The following is a 15,902-nucleotide window of genomic DNA, read 5'->3' as shown; positions in this document are numbered from 1 at the left end:
CTTGTGCTTCATAACGCTGACCATCTGTATATTGGTGAATCGGACGAGGGCGAACTTTCCATTCTGCAAAGCGAGATAACAAAAATGACGCTGCGTATTCGGGAGCAAAACGACGCACTAAAAAAAGAAAAAGAACATCTTGCCGATTCGCTGGCTGACATAGCCCACCAACTCCGCACCCCTCTCACATCCGTGAACCTTATTCTGTCATTGTTAGAGAATAACCCTGACGAAAATGACCGGAAAGCATTGATGCGGGAAACAGAGGAATTGCTTGTGCGGATGGATTGGCTGATTACTTCCCTATTGAAATTATCCCGCTTGGACGCCGGCATTGTGGTTTTCCAAAGCGAGCAGATCGATGTGAACAACTTGATATGCGCAGCGCTTCGCCCGTTTCTGATCCCAATGGAGCTGCACGATATTACTTTGCAAACAGACGTGCCGAAAGGGATGATGATTCAGGGCGATTCAGGTTGGCTTTCGGAAGCAATTCAAAACATCCTCAAAAATTGCATGGAAAGCGCAGGCGATAACGGGAAGATTGAGATTGTTTGTAAGGACAACCCACTGTTCACCGAGATTGCTATCCACGACAGCGGCGCGGGCTTTGAAAAAGAAGATTTACCCTGCCTGTTTGACAGGTTTTATCATGGGAAAAACCCAAACGCTACAGGATACGGGATTGGATTGGCCCTCTGCAAGATGATTATAACACGGCAGGGAGGGACGATTACCGCAAAAAATCACCCGCAGGGCGGCGCGATATTTGCCATTCGTTTCCCAAAGTGACGAATCTCTCACCTGAAAGTCACAGAGATGTAAGTTGAAGGTTCTATTATATGGGTAAACCATGAGAAAGGAGAATCACATAATGGAGTTCTTAAAAATTGAAAATCTATGCAAGGTCTACGGCAAGGGCGAAAACCAAGTTACCGCGCTTGACCATGTTTCGCTTACAATCGAAAAGGGGGAGTTTACCGCAATCATCGGCTCCTCCGGCTCCGGCAAATCCACATTGCTTCACATCATCGGCGGCGTGGACGTGCCGACAAGCGGAAAGGTGTATTTGGACGGGCAGGATGTATATGCCCAAAGTAATGAAAAACTCGCCATTTTCCGCAGGCGGCAGGTTGGGCTGATTTACCAGTTTCACAACCTCATTCCCACTCTGAATGTGGTGGAAAACATCACCTTGCCTATACTGATGGACAAGCGGAAGGTCAACGAGGAACGGCTGAATGACTTGTTGGAACTGCTTGGGCTAAAAGACCGCAAAACGCATTTACCCAATCAGCTTTCGGGCGGTCAGCAACAGCGCGTTTCCATAGGACGCGCTTTGATGAACGCCCCAGCGGTCATGCTTGCCGACGAACCCACGGGCAGTTTGGATAGCCGGAATGGACATGAGATTATCAATTTGCTGAAATTAAGCAATAAACAATATGGTCAGACCCTTATCATCGTCACACATGACGAAAATATCGCCCTGCAAGCAGACCGCATTATCGGCATATCAGACGGCAAAGTAGTGCGAGACGAGAGGGTGCGACCATGAACATTTTCAACAAAGTTACCCTGCAAGGCATGAAAAAAAGCCGCACACGAACGATTGTAACGGTTATCGGAGTTGTCCTGTCCGTCGCCATGATTACGGCAGTCGATACCTTTGCCGTTTCCCTGCAAAACTATATGGTAAACGGCGCGATTGTGAAATACGGCGGTTGGCACGTCGAGTTTTTGGACGTTGATTCCTCTTTCGTACAGGAACGAACTCTCGACAAGGGAGTTGCAAACACCGCAACATTTGAAAATATCGGCTACGCAACACTTGACGGCGGGAAAAACCCCAACAAGCCGTATCTTTTTATAGCCGGATTTAGCAAGGAAGCCTTTGATACCTTGCCCATAACCCTGGTTTCAGGCAGATTGCCGAAAAACAGTGGGGAGATTCTTGTCCCAGCGCACGTCGCGGCAAACGGAGGCGTTAAATTCGCGGTGGGCGACACGCTTTCACTTGCTGTCGGAAGCCGCATGGAGGTCAACAAGAATCTCGGTCAACACGACCCTTACATTTCCGGGGGAGAGCCGGGGAAGGTCAAAGAAACTCTTGTGCCAAAAGCCGAGAGAACCTACACGGTTGTGGGTATCTGCGAAAGACCCGATTTTGAGGAACATTCCGCACCGGGATACACCTTGATAACGAAAGCAGATACTCAAGACAAAGCGGACAGCTTCAGCATATTTGTCACGCTTAAAAACCCGCGCGGAGTCAAGGCTTACGCAAGCAGCACAGCCGGAGCAGGGGCTTATGTCTTTAACGATAATGTGCTACGCTTCATGGGCGTTTCGGACAATAAACTGTTCAACACGCTTCTGTACACGGTTGGCGGCATTTTGGTTGCCATAATAATGGTAGGCTCGATTTTCCTGATTTATAACTCGTTCAACATCTCGCTGAACGAACGTACACGCCAGTTTGGGATTCTCTCGTCGGTGGGCGCCACGGCAAGGCAACTGCGAAATTCGGTGCTGTTTGAGGGACTTTGCATTGGCGCGATCGGCATACCGATTGGCATTATGGTCGGCATAGGCAGTATCGGGCTTGTAATTCCTATTGTTGCCGGGAATTTCGGGAACATTGTCCCAAGCACCGTGCCTTTAACCTTGTCGGTGTCTGTCCCCGCGATTGTCGCGGCGGCGGCGGTTAGCATGGTTACCATTTTGATTTCAGCCTATATCCCGGCCAGGAAAGCCGCAAACACTCCCGTGATGGAGAGTATTCGCCAGACCAACGAGGTCAAAACCGAATCGAAAGCCGTGAAAACGTCAAAACTCGCGCAGCGTATTTACGGTTTGGAGGGAACTCTTGCGCTAAAGAATTTTAAGAGAAACAAAAAACGCTATCGCAGCATTGTGCTATCCCTTGTTTTAAGCGTCGTGCTGTTTGTATCGGGAAATGCTTTTGGAACAACTCTGAAACGGCTTGCAGAACGGTCGATAATGGACTTTGACTATGACATCGTTTTTACCACTCAGGACATAGACGACAGCAAAATGTTCCCGCTTTACGACAAACTAAAAACCGCAGACGGGGTTTACAAAAGCTCGTACCAAGCGATTTTCGCGTATTCATGCGCGGTTAAGACAAGCGATTTTTCAGACCGTTACCGGAAATACGAGGGTTATGCTGCGCCGGACCAAACGGTTCATCTGCCAATGGACATCCAGTTTATTGAGGACAGCGAATATCTGCGTTTTATTAAAAAATTGGGCTTGTCCGCAGAAGAATATACCGGGAAGGACGCGAAAATGATTGCCGTTGCCAAAAAGTGGGTTACCAAGAAAGACGGGCCGAGCGAAATGTTTGATATGTTTGCGAGTCGTTCCATGACTTTCAGTGTCGCTCCCGAAACAAATGACAAGCCGAAGATGGAACAGGGGCAAAGCATAAACATTACGTTTGTCGATACGTACCCGGTGGATCCTCTTAAGCCCCCAGAGCAATCTTCCGAGCAGAATCCATGCGTTTTTATGGTGGTGGGCCCCTATTCGCTCAAAGAGAAGTTTGAAACCCCGGATACCCATGCGAATATAGGCCTGGCCTTTCGGTCAAAGAATCCTTCGCAATCGGTGGCTAAAATGGAAACGATGATTCATGGAGCGGGGATTACGTCTGCGTATACCCTGCTCAATGTGTACAAGATGATTGAACAATACCACAGTATGACATTTGTTATTGATTTGTTCACCTATGTTTTTGTCATCATGATTTCGCTGATTGCGGTTGCCAATGTGTTCAACACCATTTCCACGAATATCAGGTTGCGCAGGCGGGAGCTTGCCATGCTCCGCTCGATGGGGATGTCTGAACGCGATTTCCAAAAGATGATGAATTTCGAGTGTGTCTTTTATGGCATGAGGACGTTGCTATTCGGGCTTCCAATAGCGGGAATCATCTCGTGGCTGATTTATAAAGGGTTGGTGGCCGCAGAAAGGATGGACAACTTCGATTTTGTATTCCCGTGGGGCAGTATGGCAATCAGCGTGTTCAGCGTGCTCTTTATCGTGTTCATTACAATGCTGTATGCCATTAGCAAGATAAAAAAAGAAAATATCATTGACGCGCTTCGGGATGATATGACTTGATTCAAAACCGATATTAACTTGATAGAAAATCAAAAAACATTTGCATGATTTAAGTTCAAGTGATTCGCAATCGTCCCGAAAGGTGATTTAGACATTGAAAATATAGGATCCATCCTACACAAGTAATGTAAATCACAAAGGAGTGCTACCCTGAGGTAATAAAAAGAACCGCAGTTGTAGCAGATGATGTTTTGCGGCCAAAATGTGGCCATGCGGCGGTTTTGAAATAACAATCAAAACCGCCGTTTTCCTTTTTCAAATATGTTAATCAATCTTAAGGACTTTTATCCCTGCACCGCTGGAAGCCTATGAAAAAACCAAAGCATATCAGGATTTTATAAATGCACTTTCTCAGATTATTAAAAAACATGGTGCAGAGGTTTTAGATGAAACAAATCGTGTTGTTTAAAAGAACAGTGCTTATTTATTGATGGTTTCAGCTTGGCTTTCGGAAGCAATTCAAAACATCCTCAAAAATTGCATGGAAAGCGCAGGCCATAACAGGAAGATTGAGATTGTTTGTAAGGACAACCCACTTTTTACCCAGATTGCCATCCACGACAGCGGCGCGATATTTGCCATTCGTTTCCCAAAGTGACTAATCTCTCACCTGAAAGTCACAGAGATGTAAGTTGAAGGTTCTATTATATAGGTAAACCATGAGAAAGGAGACTCACATAATGGAATTTTTAAAAATTGAAAATCTATGTAAGGTCTACGGCAAGGGCGAAAATCAAGTTGCCGCGCTTAGGGATGACTTGACTTGATTCAAAACCGATATTAACTTGATATATTGCATAATTATATAAAAGTCTAAGTTTACAGTTAATAAAAGTATACTAAAAAAGGAGTGTAACAGCATTTATGAAAATCAGTATCAAAAACGTGAGTATGACATACAAAACAGGAAAAAAGGCACTAAGCAACATGAGTTTGGAAGTGAACAACCCGAGTTTTATAGGACTTTTGGGTCCCAACGGTGCTGGAAAAAGTACCTTTATGAAACTATTGGTATCGAAGATAATACCAACAGCCGGCGAAATAATTGTTGATGGTAAATCAATCCAAAAACACGAAAAAGAACTCAGAAAGCAGTTGGGTTATTTGCCGCAAAGCTTTGGTTTATATGACGAATTAACAGTTTATGAGTTTTTGGATTACATGTGTGCATTAAAAGAAATTAAAAACAACGTGAAAGATATTATCGGACAAGCTATTGAACAGACTAATTTGCAAGAAAAAAGAAATTTGAAAATTAAAACTCTTTCAGGCGGTCAGAGGCAGCGTGTTGGTATAGCACAAGTATTACTTGGAAATCCTGAACTTATCATTTTAGATGAACCTACAGTTGGACTTGACCCAGAAGAAAGAATTAAATTCAGAAATATATTTTCACAGACTGCAAATGACAAAATAGTGTTACTTTCCACTCACATCATCGATGATATACAAGCCATTTGCAATAGAATTATAATCATTAATAACGGTACGATTTTATTTGACGGAACTTCGCCGGATTTAATAAAAACTGTACACGGACATGTTGGTTTTATTGAAGAAAAAGATAACGAGGCTTTAGAAAAAAGAATTGGAGGTAAGTACAAAATCACATCCAAATTGTTTACCGGTAATGGCATCTCTTGTCGTGTTATCGGCAAAGAAATAGAAAGCTCTATTCCACTGATAGAGCCTACCCTCGAAGATGCGTACACATACGTCATACACAATGGGGGTATCCATTAAATGAGGAATGCATTTTTTGCCTATGAAACAAAGCGGATTCTGAAGTCCAGATTTACTCAAATAATAATCTTGTTGGCGTCAGTTTTTCCTTTGATTGGTGCACTACTCTCGCCGTACATTAACGAAGAGATTAGCAGTTTGATATTTGGAATAAATAGCTCTACTCTTTTATCTCAAACGATACTTTTTCCGGCAAAGGCAGGGGCAGTACTTTCAACTCTTGCGTTTACTGCACTAACAGTTTTTGAGTTTGACAAAATACTTAGGTTTAGAGTCAATTATATAATTGAACCAATATCAAGTTCTATAAAGATAAATTTAACCAAAATTACAGGCTTAATGTGTGCCGGTCTTATTTCAACAGTCGGTTCAATGATAATTATGATCCCTCACTATATATTTAACATGGGTAGTCTAACCAATTTTAGTTATTTCCTGCTCAGTTACTCCTTAATAATTTTTGCTTCGATTGTGTTGGCAACTCTTATGACCGCAGGATTTTATCTTATATTTAGGAACGTTAATATAACCTGCATTATTATGTTTTTAGCGGTGCTCTTTAGTTTTTTGGCAGGAAATATCGATTATCAATATATGTGGGTTCAGACAGGTGCTAGTGGACTTTCTGAAAATTTCGGAAGCGGGAATATCGTTTTGGGAATGCTCTGGAATAGGCTGTTTGGGTTATCGGTAGCTATGTCGATATTTTTATTCGGAATGTTGTGCGATAGATGTTATGAAAAAGGATTATTTAAATCTCTCTTTAAAAACTGTCAAAAATATAAATTGTTACCGATTTGCTTTTTGGTTTCTCTTTTTGGAGTATTTTTTGTTTTTCAAAATGAACCAATTTTCAAATCACTTTCGCTTACGGATGTCACGTCAATGTTGATTAGTGGTAAAAAAGACACGCCTGTAAACACCAATGTCATAGGAGCTTCAAATATATTTGTAGATCTTAAGATAGAAAAAGACAAAAATTATGCTAACGGAGCTTATTTTCAAGAACTGCAAAACGGCACTGATAAGCCTCAAAACATATATTTTGAATTAGCAGACGGCTACCACATTAATGAGATCAAGTTAGACAACGTAGACATAAACTACACACAGGTTTCGCCCAAGATTTTGAATAGCGCAAAACTTAGAAACGTTTTTGAAACAAGCATTCCAAAAAACACTAAAGCTAAACTAAGTATAAGGTATTCAGGTACACCGAAAGCCTTAAGTGTAAATAAAGATTTTTCCGCAGGAATTAACAAAAATTATGTAAGTCTAGGGCACGCTATGGACATTGCTCCAGTTGTTTGTGTTGAACAAAATGATAGGATTATTGAAGGGACAATAAAAATAGACTCAAAGTTTACAGTCATAACTCAAGGAGATAAAAATCGCAAAATTTCTGAACACGATGGTCTTACTGCTTGGAGTTTTTCTTGTGATAAACTAAGTGACTTATCTTTGACAGCCGGACGATATGAAATATTTGAAAGAAATGTAAGGGGTACAAATGTGGAGTTTTTCTATCCATTGGCTGCGAGCAAAGAATTTGAATCCAGGGGAAGTGACACGCTCGATATATTCTCGTTCTTTTCGGAAAAATTTGGGCCGCTAGGCAGAGATAGTCTTAAAGTAGTTGTAACATCAGGAGTACATGGCGGAAGTGGAATTCAAACAGGAAATATTTCTTATATTTCCGAAGATTGTTTAACGAAAAAATCCAACGTGGATTCATCGCAAGCCTCTTCTTCTGACACTTTTGCTTTGTTGACACATGAAATTGCTCATCAATGGTGGGGCGGTGGAATAGATGCATCTAACGAAAACAGCGATAATCAAATAGATAAAAATCACGATGAATGGTCAAATGAAGCTTTTGCGGATTTTAGCACTTATTTATTCTTGAAAAACAAATTTGGAAAAGATTATGCAGAAAATTTAATGCTGAAAAAATGGAAAGAAGGAGCAAATGAATTGAATCGAAACTTTTATCGAAGAAATCCTGAATACATGAACAAATTATCAATGATTCCAAAGTACAACGTCTCATTATTTTTAAGAAGTAATAAAATTTATGCTTTGGGACCACTCGCAGTTTACAATGTTTATAATCACATTGGTGAAGACAATTATTTTAATTCCATGAAAGTTATTTACAAAGAATATTATGACAAAAAAGATAAAAAACTATCTTTTTCTGAGTTTTTAAATATTACTGGTGTTACAAGGAGGTAGCCGTCAATGGATATAAAAATTCTTAAATACGAACTAAAAAGAATAATTTTTTCAAAAATGTTTGTGATAACTTTCATAATTGCACTTTTCTTTTCAGTGATTGACCTCTATACAGAAATAATACAAGGTGTTTCTGGTACGGCACCTTTTTCTAAGTGGAGTTATTGCAAGTTTTTGTGTGACATAAATACGATTATGTTAATAATTCTAATGCTTTCTTGCACAGGACTTTTTTCTAGAAACGAACAAAGAGTAAGAGAAATTACTTCATGTACGTCTTTACCACAGAAAAAGTATTTGGCTACAAAAAGTTTAGCTCTGTTTATTTCTTACTTAATTATTGCGATATGTTGTATTTTGATAAGTTTGGCGTTTTACAAGACAACTTTTAAATTTATAAATTTTCAAAACTTTTTATTACCGATCTTAATAATACTACTTCCCACTTTTGTGTTTGTTTTTGGAACGAGTATGTTTTTAGGCAGCAAAAGTCAAACTTTGCTTTATGCTTGGATTCCAATTGTTTTGATTTTGTCATTGATAAGTTTTAATAGCACACCTTTTATTGATATTTTCGCCAAAGGGTATGTGACTTATATACCTACAGTTCTATCCGTTGATAGTCTCGGTGAACCTGTTTTTAGTTTGTCTTTAAATTTTATAATGAGTAGGTTGCTATTTACTCTGGTAGGAATGGTTTTATATGTGGCTTCATTTAAGAAGCTTTCTGGAAAACCTTAAAAAGTTAGTATAAGTCTATTAAGGCAAAAGCTAATTTTTGTGCGGTATTAAAATTTGTAAATGGTACTTAGCTCTGCCGCACAGCAGGAAGTAGAAAATATTTCTGCCAATGTGAAAAAAGGATTGAAAATGAAGATGAAACGTGGAGAGTTGGTAGGTTTTCAAGGCTGTCTTGGATATGACTATCATAAAGAAGATAAGACTATCACAGTCAATGAAAAAGAAGCTGAAATTGTACGCTACATTTTCAATCGCTACATTCAGGGGGCTGGCGGCTCCGTTATAGGGCAGCTCTACTTGGGCACCTTCTACTATTCTTGGTATTATAAAAAACGAGAAATATAAAGGTGATTTATTGCTGGGTAAGACCTTTACAGTTGACCCGATTTCCAAACGACGATTGGATAATATGGGAGAAGAAGACCAATTCTATGGCAATGTGTAGCTGCCACAAAAAAGGGAAAGAAATACTGTCCTGACAGCAAAGGGATTCCCGAACAAGCTATAGAGGAAGTTTTTCTTGAGAGTTATCGCTTGTTGTGTGATGATAACAAAGATATATTAGATTAATTTTTACAAAGAATGGACGATACACTAAGCAGCAGCACCGTAAATAAGCAGCTTTCCAAACTGGATAAAGAGATTGAATCAATCGAAGGAAAGAAAAGCAAACTGGTTGATATGCGGCTTGAAGATACCATTGATAAGGCTTCTTATGAAGCAAAGTATTCTACTTTTACAGAGAAGCAGGAACAATTACTAAAGGAACGGGAAAAATTACAGGAAACAGCTGCGAACGAAAAGGATATAAAACGACGTTTACGGGATTTTAAAAAGACTTTGGAGCAGAACGAAGTCTTATCCGAATTTGACCGCTATGTTTTTGAAAGTATTGTTGAAAAAGTTATCGTAGGCGGTTATGATGAAGATGGAAACAAAGACCCAGCCCAACTTACCTTTGTATATAAAACGGGATTGAAAAATAATGTAGATGGCAGCCGATTTAAGTCGAAAAGGAAAAATGCAAGGGACAAACATAGAACTGCTGAATTGTGTTCCAATAATAAGAACGAGGTTCAATCTTTGCCTTCCCATAGTAGTTCCGACACATGTGGAGTGCGTGGTGTTGATAGAACGGAAATAGGCATTGAACACTTAGTGAAGAGATAGCTGAACTTAGTGTGAAAGCCCATCTTACGGAGGGTAACAGAGTAAGATGTTCCTATTAAAATAAAGACTTTTAAGGTTTTTAAGCAAATATTGAAGTGAAGTTTATGTTCACTCAGACTTGGGTTTTGGGCTTCGGCCCTTTTTTCTTTTTGTCTCTTATGTTTCCCCAGACAAGCAACATATTATCCGTTCTATTGTAAGAGAAATACAAATATTTGGAATGAAATCAAGGTGTTCGGCTTTTAAATTCCCGGAAAAATAAACAAACGAGGGAGCATGATTGCTCTCTCTTGTTTTATATTTCGATTCAATAAATCCAAGAAAGGGATTTATCTGGTATTAAGTCGAATTTTATAGTTATGAATCATGGAACAATTTCAAAAACAGTACCTTGGTTAAAATCAGTCACATTCATAGAGCCATAAACCCCTAAATATAGTCTGGTTTGATCCAGATTCGTTCCCAAACTAGTATAATAAGCTGATTGAGATTCAAAATTATAATCGGTTTCAATAACACTAAAATCATTCAGTTTACAATCTCTTCTTACCCTGGTATAAGCTAAAACCCCTCTAATCGGAGGTTGAGATTCTTCATCCCGGGCAAAATCGGTAAACACAACGCTTCCAGTTAAATCGGGAATTCCATTCCCCATATATGACTGGACTCCCGTAAGTGCAGTTCCTCCAAACTTATCCGGCCTAGGATCTTTATGAAAATAACTAGTTAGAGGTGGAATACGCTGCACTGAAGTTTTTACTGCATCATTGTAATAAGCAATTGTTTTCTCATCCAAAGTTGGATTTGCAGAGCAGTCCCTTATAATCGAAGTAGGAAAAGCACCTTCCCACCCTCGCCAGCCAAAGTTAATAAATCCTTCTTGGTAAGGTTCAGATTTCATTAAAGAAGCTTGAATAAGCTGAGTAACCGGTATTGGTTTATAATGAACGAATGAAAAAATTGACTCTACCAGATCCTGTCCGACAATTCCTACATATTTGATATACTGGTTATAAAACCTTTGATATGAAATTCCAGTTACATTGCGAACCCCTTTGGCAATTACAGTAAGCGTTTCCTGAATAGGTGCGGGAAGTTCATTAAAACGTGTGACTACGAGTGGATTATTGATAAATGTATTCTTAGCTACATCAATTTCAATTATCTTACCAGCGATTTCCATATCATCCTGGCTTGAATTAAATGGATCATAGCCTGATCCACCATCTCCGGTTGTTAAAGCAAGTTTTCCTGTTTCAGGTGAAAAGTTTAAGCTATTGATACCATTATGATTAAAAAATGGTCTTCTTAAATTAAGTAATGTCCTTCGTTTTTGAGGTTGACCATTCGATTGTAAAATCCATTCTTCAACTGTATCAATATGATCATATTTAATTTCTCTATTCATCCACTTTAGGGTTAAGGTTCTGGGGTCACACGGATTAGGCTTAAAAAATTCAGGAAGTTGTCTTGAAACTTCTGAACTAGGAAGAGCACCTGGACCTTGTGTTCCAGCTACTGAATAATGAAGATAAAATAGACCGTTATAATGAAATTCGGGATGAAACGCTAGCCCTAGCAATCCTCGTTCATCATATTTACCACCAGCAAAACCTAGTTTTAAGATTCGCGGGCGAATATCTAAAAAAGTTTTTAAAGCTCCGTCTCCAATGTAAAAGATTTCCCCCACCTGGGTTGCAATAAATAATCTTTCCATTGAGTCACCCGGAAGTATAGCTGTTTTCAAAACAGTAGGCATATTTACATTACTAACAATAGGCCGTAAACTAACTTTAACTTTTTTTAACAAATAACTTTACACTCCTTCATATTCTTTTCTTTTATAAAATATGATTAGAACTGTTCTATTAGTACTAAATTGAGGCCGGGGAATCTGATGAGACATTGCACCATTTTAAATAAAGACCTTTAAGGTTTTTAAGCAAATATTGAAGTGAAATTTATGTTCTCTCAGACTTGGGTTTGGGGCAATTTTTATTTGAGGAGGCTAACATTTGCGTAGAATTAAGTATATTAGCTAGCAAATTTTTGACTCTAGCTATCTGAATAGGAATAAATAGTAATAAAGTATTGCTTTATAAGCATAAAAAATTAAGTTAAATATGTAGAAAAATATAGATATGAGTAAATATATGTGTGAAAATGTAGGTTAAAATGATATTATTATAAATGAGTTGATAATAATTAAAACTAGGAGGGGAATTATGGAACTAAAGATGTTTAATTTCATTGAAGAAGTTATAGGATGCTTAGAAGAAATAAATGATGAATTACAAAATGAATCTAAGGAATTAGAAATATATTTTGAAAAATTATTAGAAAATAAGAATGATGGAGATATAAATGTCAATTCAAGAGTAAAGTCTTCTTCTAGCTTGAGGGAAAAAATAATAAGAAATAATTATTATAAAAAGTATAAGTCAAGTGAGGAGGTTATTTTAAATCTTTCTGATTTGATTGGAGTTAGAGTAGAATGTAGATTTATTGAAGATGAAATGGAAATATATAAAATACTAAAAAGGCTATTTAACAAGAGAAATGTTGATGGATATTATTATAATGCTTTAAATAAAAATATTAGATTAGAGTTAGCTAGTAAACAACCACAGGAACAAAAAAATGGATTTGAAATCTTTAGAATAGATGGGGTTTATGAAGTAAATCATAGAATAATCAAATTTGAACTCCAAATTAAATCATTAGTTAATATATTTTGGGGTGAACTGGAGCATAAAATAATATATAAAAATAATAACTATAGAATAGCAGATGGCTTTTTAAAGGAACTTATGGGATCCGTTAAGAAAAACCTTGCAATGATAGATAATCAGCTTCTTATGATTTATAATCAGTTTAATAGTAAAAATAGTATAGATCCTATGATGAGAAAGGCTCAATTAGAAGTATTTCTTTCGAAAATTATTTATGATATATTTTCAACAAAAATGCAAAATAGTATTGGCTTTGGAGTTGACTTTAAAAAATCTTGTGAGACCATAATGAAATATATTTTTAGAACTAGAAATGCTGAAAATTTGGATGAATATAACAAAATATTACTAAAAACAATAGATAGATTAAATAGTATTAGCAAAAATGATGTGAATTTTAATAGTGAGATAGAATTTGAAAGGGATGTACATTTTGAAGATGATTTCTCCAAGAAAATCGGACATATTATTTTAAACTCAATAAATAGTGAATTCCAATGGAATTTGTTTTTTAGAATATTATTTGAAATAGAGCTTGGAAATAATGCTGAGGATTTTGAGACATTTATAAAATTTGTAAGAAATAGATTTTATGAAAATAATAGTTTTTCTAGATTAGAATCAATTTTAAATGAAGAAGAGCTTAAAAGTGTAAAAAACTATATTATGCTAACAATAGCACATTGTTTTGAAACTGTAGATTCTATAGAGTTTATATATGATAATAAAATTGAGGAGCTAAATGAAGTAATAACTTCTTTTATAGATTTAACATGTGAAAAGGTAAGCACATATGAGGAATGGGAAAAAACTCACCATGTAGGGTTAAATCTGTTGTATTATAAAGTTCTGTCTATTTTCGATTGTAAGGTTGAAACCTATAAAGTAAAAGAATTTATTGAAATTATTAAAGATGGTAATTTTAAAATAGAAATAAGTAAAAGTATTTTTAAGTATATAGATAAGCTAGACGAGATGGATATGATAAAAGCTGAAGATGTGGTAAGACTTTTCAAAATTGATTTATAAATATTGTTAAATGATATCAAAAGATATTCTTCATAATTTAATGAAGGGTATCTTATTTTATATATTGCAAAATAGTGTAGTTAAAAAAGTTTTAAAGTAATATATTACTTTTTTGTATAAGTCTCATAAAAAAAATAAGGAATTTATTTATTTTTGTAGAATAATATGGTAGAATAATATATAAATAAGTAAATAATTTGGTTATAATGAATTAGGGGGATATATATGAAATTTAAAATAGGTACAAAAATAGTTTTAGGATTTGCTGTAATTATAATATTAACTGTTATAATAGGTATATTCTCATACGTTAAGTTATTAAATATAGATAAAGCTATAACACAACTAGTTCAAAAGGATATTGTATTAATTAATAAATCCAATGAAATTCGATTTGATTTTTCTCAGCAAACATCCTATGTAAGAGGATATATACTTACTAATGATGAAAGTTATGTTAATAAGTATAGTGAGATGGCGCAAAGTAATGCCAAATTAGAAAAGGAGCTTTATGACGAAGCCTATACTGAAGAAGGCAAAAAAATAGCTGAAGAAGTAAAAAAATTAGATGACGCGTACTCTCAAATAGTAGAGGGGAAGGTAATACCACTAATAAAAGCTAAAAAAAATGAAGAAGCACTTACCTTAATGAAAAGTGATGTATTGCCATTAGCAAATAAAAATTTTGAAGTTCAACAAAAGCTAATGGATTTTAGAATGAAAATGATCTATGAAAATTCTGATAAAGCGGTTATAGCTTCAAAAAATGCTCGTACTTTTATAATGATAAGTAGCCTATTGACATTAATAATTGGTTTATTAATTGCAATAATAATCTCCAGAGTCATTACAAAGCCAATAAAAGCTATATCAGAGGGGACAAAGGCCATAGCTGATGGTGATTTGACTCAGAAGGTTGAAGTGAAAACTAATGATGAAATAGGAGATTTAGCTCAAATCTTTAATAAAATGAGTGATGATTTACGTACCATGATTGATAAAATAACAGATACATCTTCAAACTTAGGTGCTGCCAGTGAGGAGTTATTGTCTTCTTCAGAAGAAACTACTGCTAGTAGTAGACAGGTTGCTGATACTATAACACAATTGGCATCAGGAGCTTCAAATCAATCTATTGCTGTTGAAGAAACTAGCACAATAATGGAGGAATTATCTGCAAGCACTCAGCAGGTAGCTGGTAATATTGATATTGTTAGTAAAAGTAGTATTAGAGCATCAGAGGCAGCAAGTGATGGTTTAGTACAGGTTGAAGATGCAATTAATAAAATTAAACAGGTGCAAAAAGTTTCCGTTGAAACTGTTCAAGCTGTTACTAGATTAGGAAAGAAATCTGAAGAGATTGATCAAATAGTAGAAGTAATAAAAAATATTGCTGATCAGACTAATCTCTTAGCTTTAAATGCTGCAATTGAAGCAGCAAGAGCAGGGGAACATGGCAGGGGATTTGCTGTAGTAGCAGAAGAGGTTCGTAAATTGGCTGAACAATCTGGTGGATCTGCTAAACAAATAGCTTCATTAGTTGAAAATATTCAGCTAGAAACTAAAACAGCAATAAATATAATGGAACGAAGTACTGCAGAAGTAAATGGTGGTGTAGAAGCTGTAAATGTTACAGGATCTTCCTTTAATATTATTGTTAAAGAAATTGATTCTATGGTAAATGAGATACAAAGTGTAGCAATAGCAGCTAAAGAAATGGCACAGGGTTCTGATAAAGTGGTACATTTAATTGAGAGTATTTCCGTAGCAGCAGAAGAGACAGCCTCTAACTCTGAAGAAGTAGCAGCAGCGGCTGAAGAACAAACGGCTTCAATGGAATCCGTATCTAATGCGGCAGAGGACTTAACTAATCTGGGAGTAGAGCTACAGAATTTAGTAAGCAGATTTAAATTATAATATATAAAATAGAGGACTGCTATTTAGTAGTCCTCTATTTAATTGCTAATTATAAAGAGCTGCATAGGGAAATGATAAAATTCACTCATATGAAATTTTAAAAATTAAGGCAAAATTAAGGATATCTAAATTTAGGGTTAATTTGACATTTATATAATTATAAGCAGTCAGAAGTAATTAATCTTA

General features: G+C 36.6%; 12 protein-coding genes and 2 pseudogenes. 13 read left to right on the top strand and 1 reads right to left on the bottom strand.

Translation table 11 applies throughout. The features are described from left to right. The 11 genes and pseudogenes from CRN98_RS13640 to CRN98_RS18230 form a co-directional block, all read left to right on the top strand. Positions 1-792 (top strand): sensor histidine kinase (locus CRN98_RS13640; protein ID WP_097027984.1); only part of this gene is annotated, 792 nt, incomplete at its 5' end. A gap of 82 nt (positions 793-874) precedes the next feature. Then, entirely contained in the window at positions 875-1,558 is a 684-nt protein-coding gene (locus CRN98_RS13635) for an ABC transporter ATP-binding protein (RefSeq protein ID WP_097027980.1), read from the top strand. Continuing rightward, entirely contained in the window at positions 1,555-4,149 is a 2,595-nt protein-coding gene (locus tag CRN98_RS13630; RefSeq protein ID WP_097027979.1) for an ABC transporter permease, read from the top strand. The genes CRN98_RS13635 and CRN98_RS13630 overlap by 4 nt, the downstream gene beginning before the upstream one ends. Before the next feature lie 439 nt (positions 4,150-4,588). Next, positions 4,589-4,726 (top strand): annotated as a pseudogene (locus CRN98_RS17970) (sensor histidine kinase); the annotation flags it as partial. Positions 4,727-4,829: 103 nt separating this feature from the next. After that, positions 4,830-4,898, top strand: a pseudogene (locus CRN98_RS17965) (ABC transporter ATP-binding protein); the annotation flags it as partial. A gap of 115 nt (positions 4,899-5,013) precedes the next feature. After that, a complete protein-coding gene (locus CRN98_RS13620) occupies positions 5,014-5,892 on the top strand; it encodes an ATP-binding cassette domain-containing protein (protein ID WP_097027978.1) in 879 nt (292 codons plus the stop codon). Further along, positions 5,893-8,127, top strand: coding sequence for a hypothetical protein (locus CRN98_RS13615; protein WP_097027977.1), 2,235 nt, complete (start codon positions 5,893-5,895; stop codon positions 8,125-8,127). It begins immediately after the preceding gene. Positions 8,128-8,133: 6 nt separating this feature from the next. Beyond that, positions 8,134-8,868, top strand: coding sequence for a hypothetical protein (locus tag CRN98_RS13610; protein WP_097027976.1), 735 nt, complete (start codon positions 8,134-8,136; stop codon positions 8,866-8,868). Between the two features lie 60 nt (positions 8,869-8,928). Continuing rightward, a complete protein-coding gene (locus CRN98_RS18240) occupies positions 8,929-9,213 on the top strand; it encodes a recombinase family protein (protein WP_179632157.1) in 285 nt (94 codons plus the stop codon). Continuing rightward, on the top strand, positions 9,182-9,313 hold the full coding sequence (locus tag CRN98_RS18235) for a hypothetical protein (protein ID WP_341455815.1): 132 nt from the start codon (positions 9,182-9,184) through the stop codon (positions 9,311-9,313). The genes CRN98_RS18240 and CRN98_RS18235 overlap by 32 nt, the downstream gene beginning before the upstream one ends. A 137-nt stretch (positions 9,314-9,450) precedes the next feature. Continuing rightward, a complete protein-coding gene (locus CRN98_RS18230; protein ID WP_179632155.1) occupies positions 9,451-10,038 on the top strand; it encodes a recombinase in 588 nt (195 codons plus the stop codon). 364 nt (positions 10,039-10,402) lie between these two features. Here CRN98_RS18230 and CRN98_RS13600 read toward each other — a convergent pair whose 3' ends face one another. Further along, positions 10,403-11,797, bottom strand: coding sequence for a PQQ-dependent sugar dehydrogenase (locus CRN98_RS13600; protein WP_097027983.1), 1,395 nt, complete (start codon positions 11,795-11,797; stop codon positions 10,403-10,405). A 466-nt stretch (positions 11,798-12,263) separates the two neighbouring features. Here CRN98_RS13600 and CRN98_RS13595 point away from each other — a divergent pair, with 466 nt between their 5' ends. After that, positions 12,264-13,799: a GTP pyrophosphokinase gene (locus tag CRN98_RS13595; RefSeq protein ID WP_097027975.1), complete on the top strand. Its 1,536-nt coding sequence runs from the start codon at positions 12,264-12,266 to the stop codon at positions 13,797-13,799. Positions 13,800-14,024: 225 nt separating this feature from the next. Next, positions 14,025-15,716, top strand: a complete 1,692-nt coding sequence (locus CRN98_RS13590; RefSeq protein ID WP_097027974.1) for a methyl-accepting chemotaxis protein — start codon at positions 14,025-14,027, stop codon at positions 15,714-15,716. Positions 15,717-15,902 lie beyond the last annotated feature (186 nt).

Origin of the sequence: Clostridium peptidivorans (assembly GCF_900205925.1) — a bacterium.
GTDB classification, from domain to species: Bacteria; Bacillota; Clostridia; order Clostridiales; family Clostridiaceae; genus Clostridium_AK; species Clostridium_AK peptidivorans.
The sequence above is the reverse complement of the archived record's forward strand: the minus strand, read 5'-3'. Positions and strand labels throughout refer to the sequence as shown.

Excerpts from the sequence above, each read along its gene's own strand:
- CRN98_RS13635 (WP_097027980.1), top strand. The coding sequence starts at position 875 with ATGGAGTTCTTAAAAATTGAAAATCTATGCAAGGTCTACGGCAAGGGC.
- CRN98_RS13630 (WP_097027979.1), top strand. The coding sequence starts at position 1,555 with ATGAACATTTTCAACAAAGTTACCCTGCAAGGCATGAAAAAAAGCCGC.
- CRN98_RS13620 (WP_097027978.1), top strand. The coding sequence starts at position 5,014 with ATGAAAATCAGTATCAAAAACGTGAGTATGACATACAAAACAGGAAAA.
- CRN98_RS13615 (WP_097027977.1), top strand. The coding sequence starts at position 5,893 with ATGAGGAATGCATTTTTTGCCTATGAAACAAAGCGGATTCTGAAGTCC.
- CRN98_RS13610 (WP_097027976.1), top strand. The coding sequence starts at position 8,134 with ATGGATATAAAAATTCTTAAATACGAACTAAAAAGAATAATTTTTTCA.
- CRN98_RS18240 (WP_179632157.1), top strand. The coding sequence starts at position 8,929 with ATGGTACTTAGCTCTGCCGCACAGCAGGAAGTAGAAAATATTTCTGCC.
- CRN98_RS18230 (WP_179632155.1), top strand. The coding sequence starts at position 9,451 with ATGGACGATACACTAAGCAGCAGCACCGTAAATAAGCAGCTTTCCAAA.
- CRN98_RS13600 (WP_097027983.1), bottom strand. The coding sequence starts at position 11,797 with ATGCCTACTGTTTTGAAAACAGCTATACTTCCGGGTGACTCAATGGAA.
- CRN98_RS13595 (WP_097027975.1), top strand. The coding sequence starts at position 12,264 with ATGGAACTAAAGATGTTTAATTTCATTGAAGAAGTTATAGGATGCTTA.
- CRN98_RS13590 (WP_097027974.1), top strand. The coding sequence starts at position 14,025 with ATGAAATTTAAAATAGGTACAAAAATAGTTTTAGGATTTGCTGTAATT.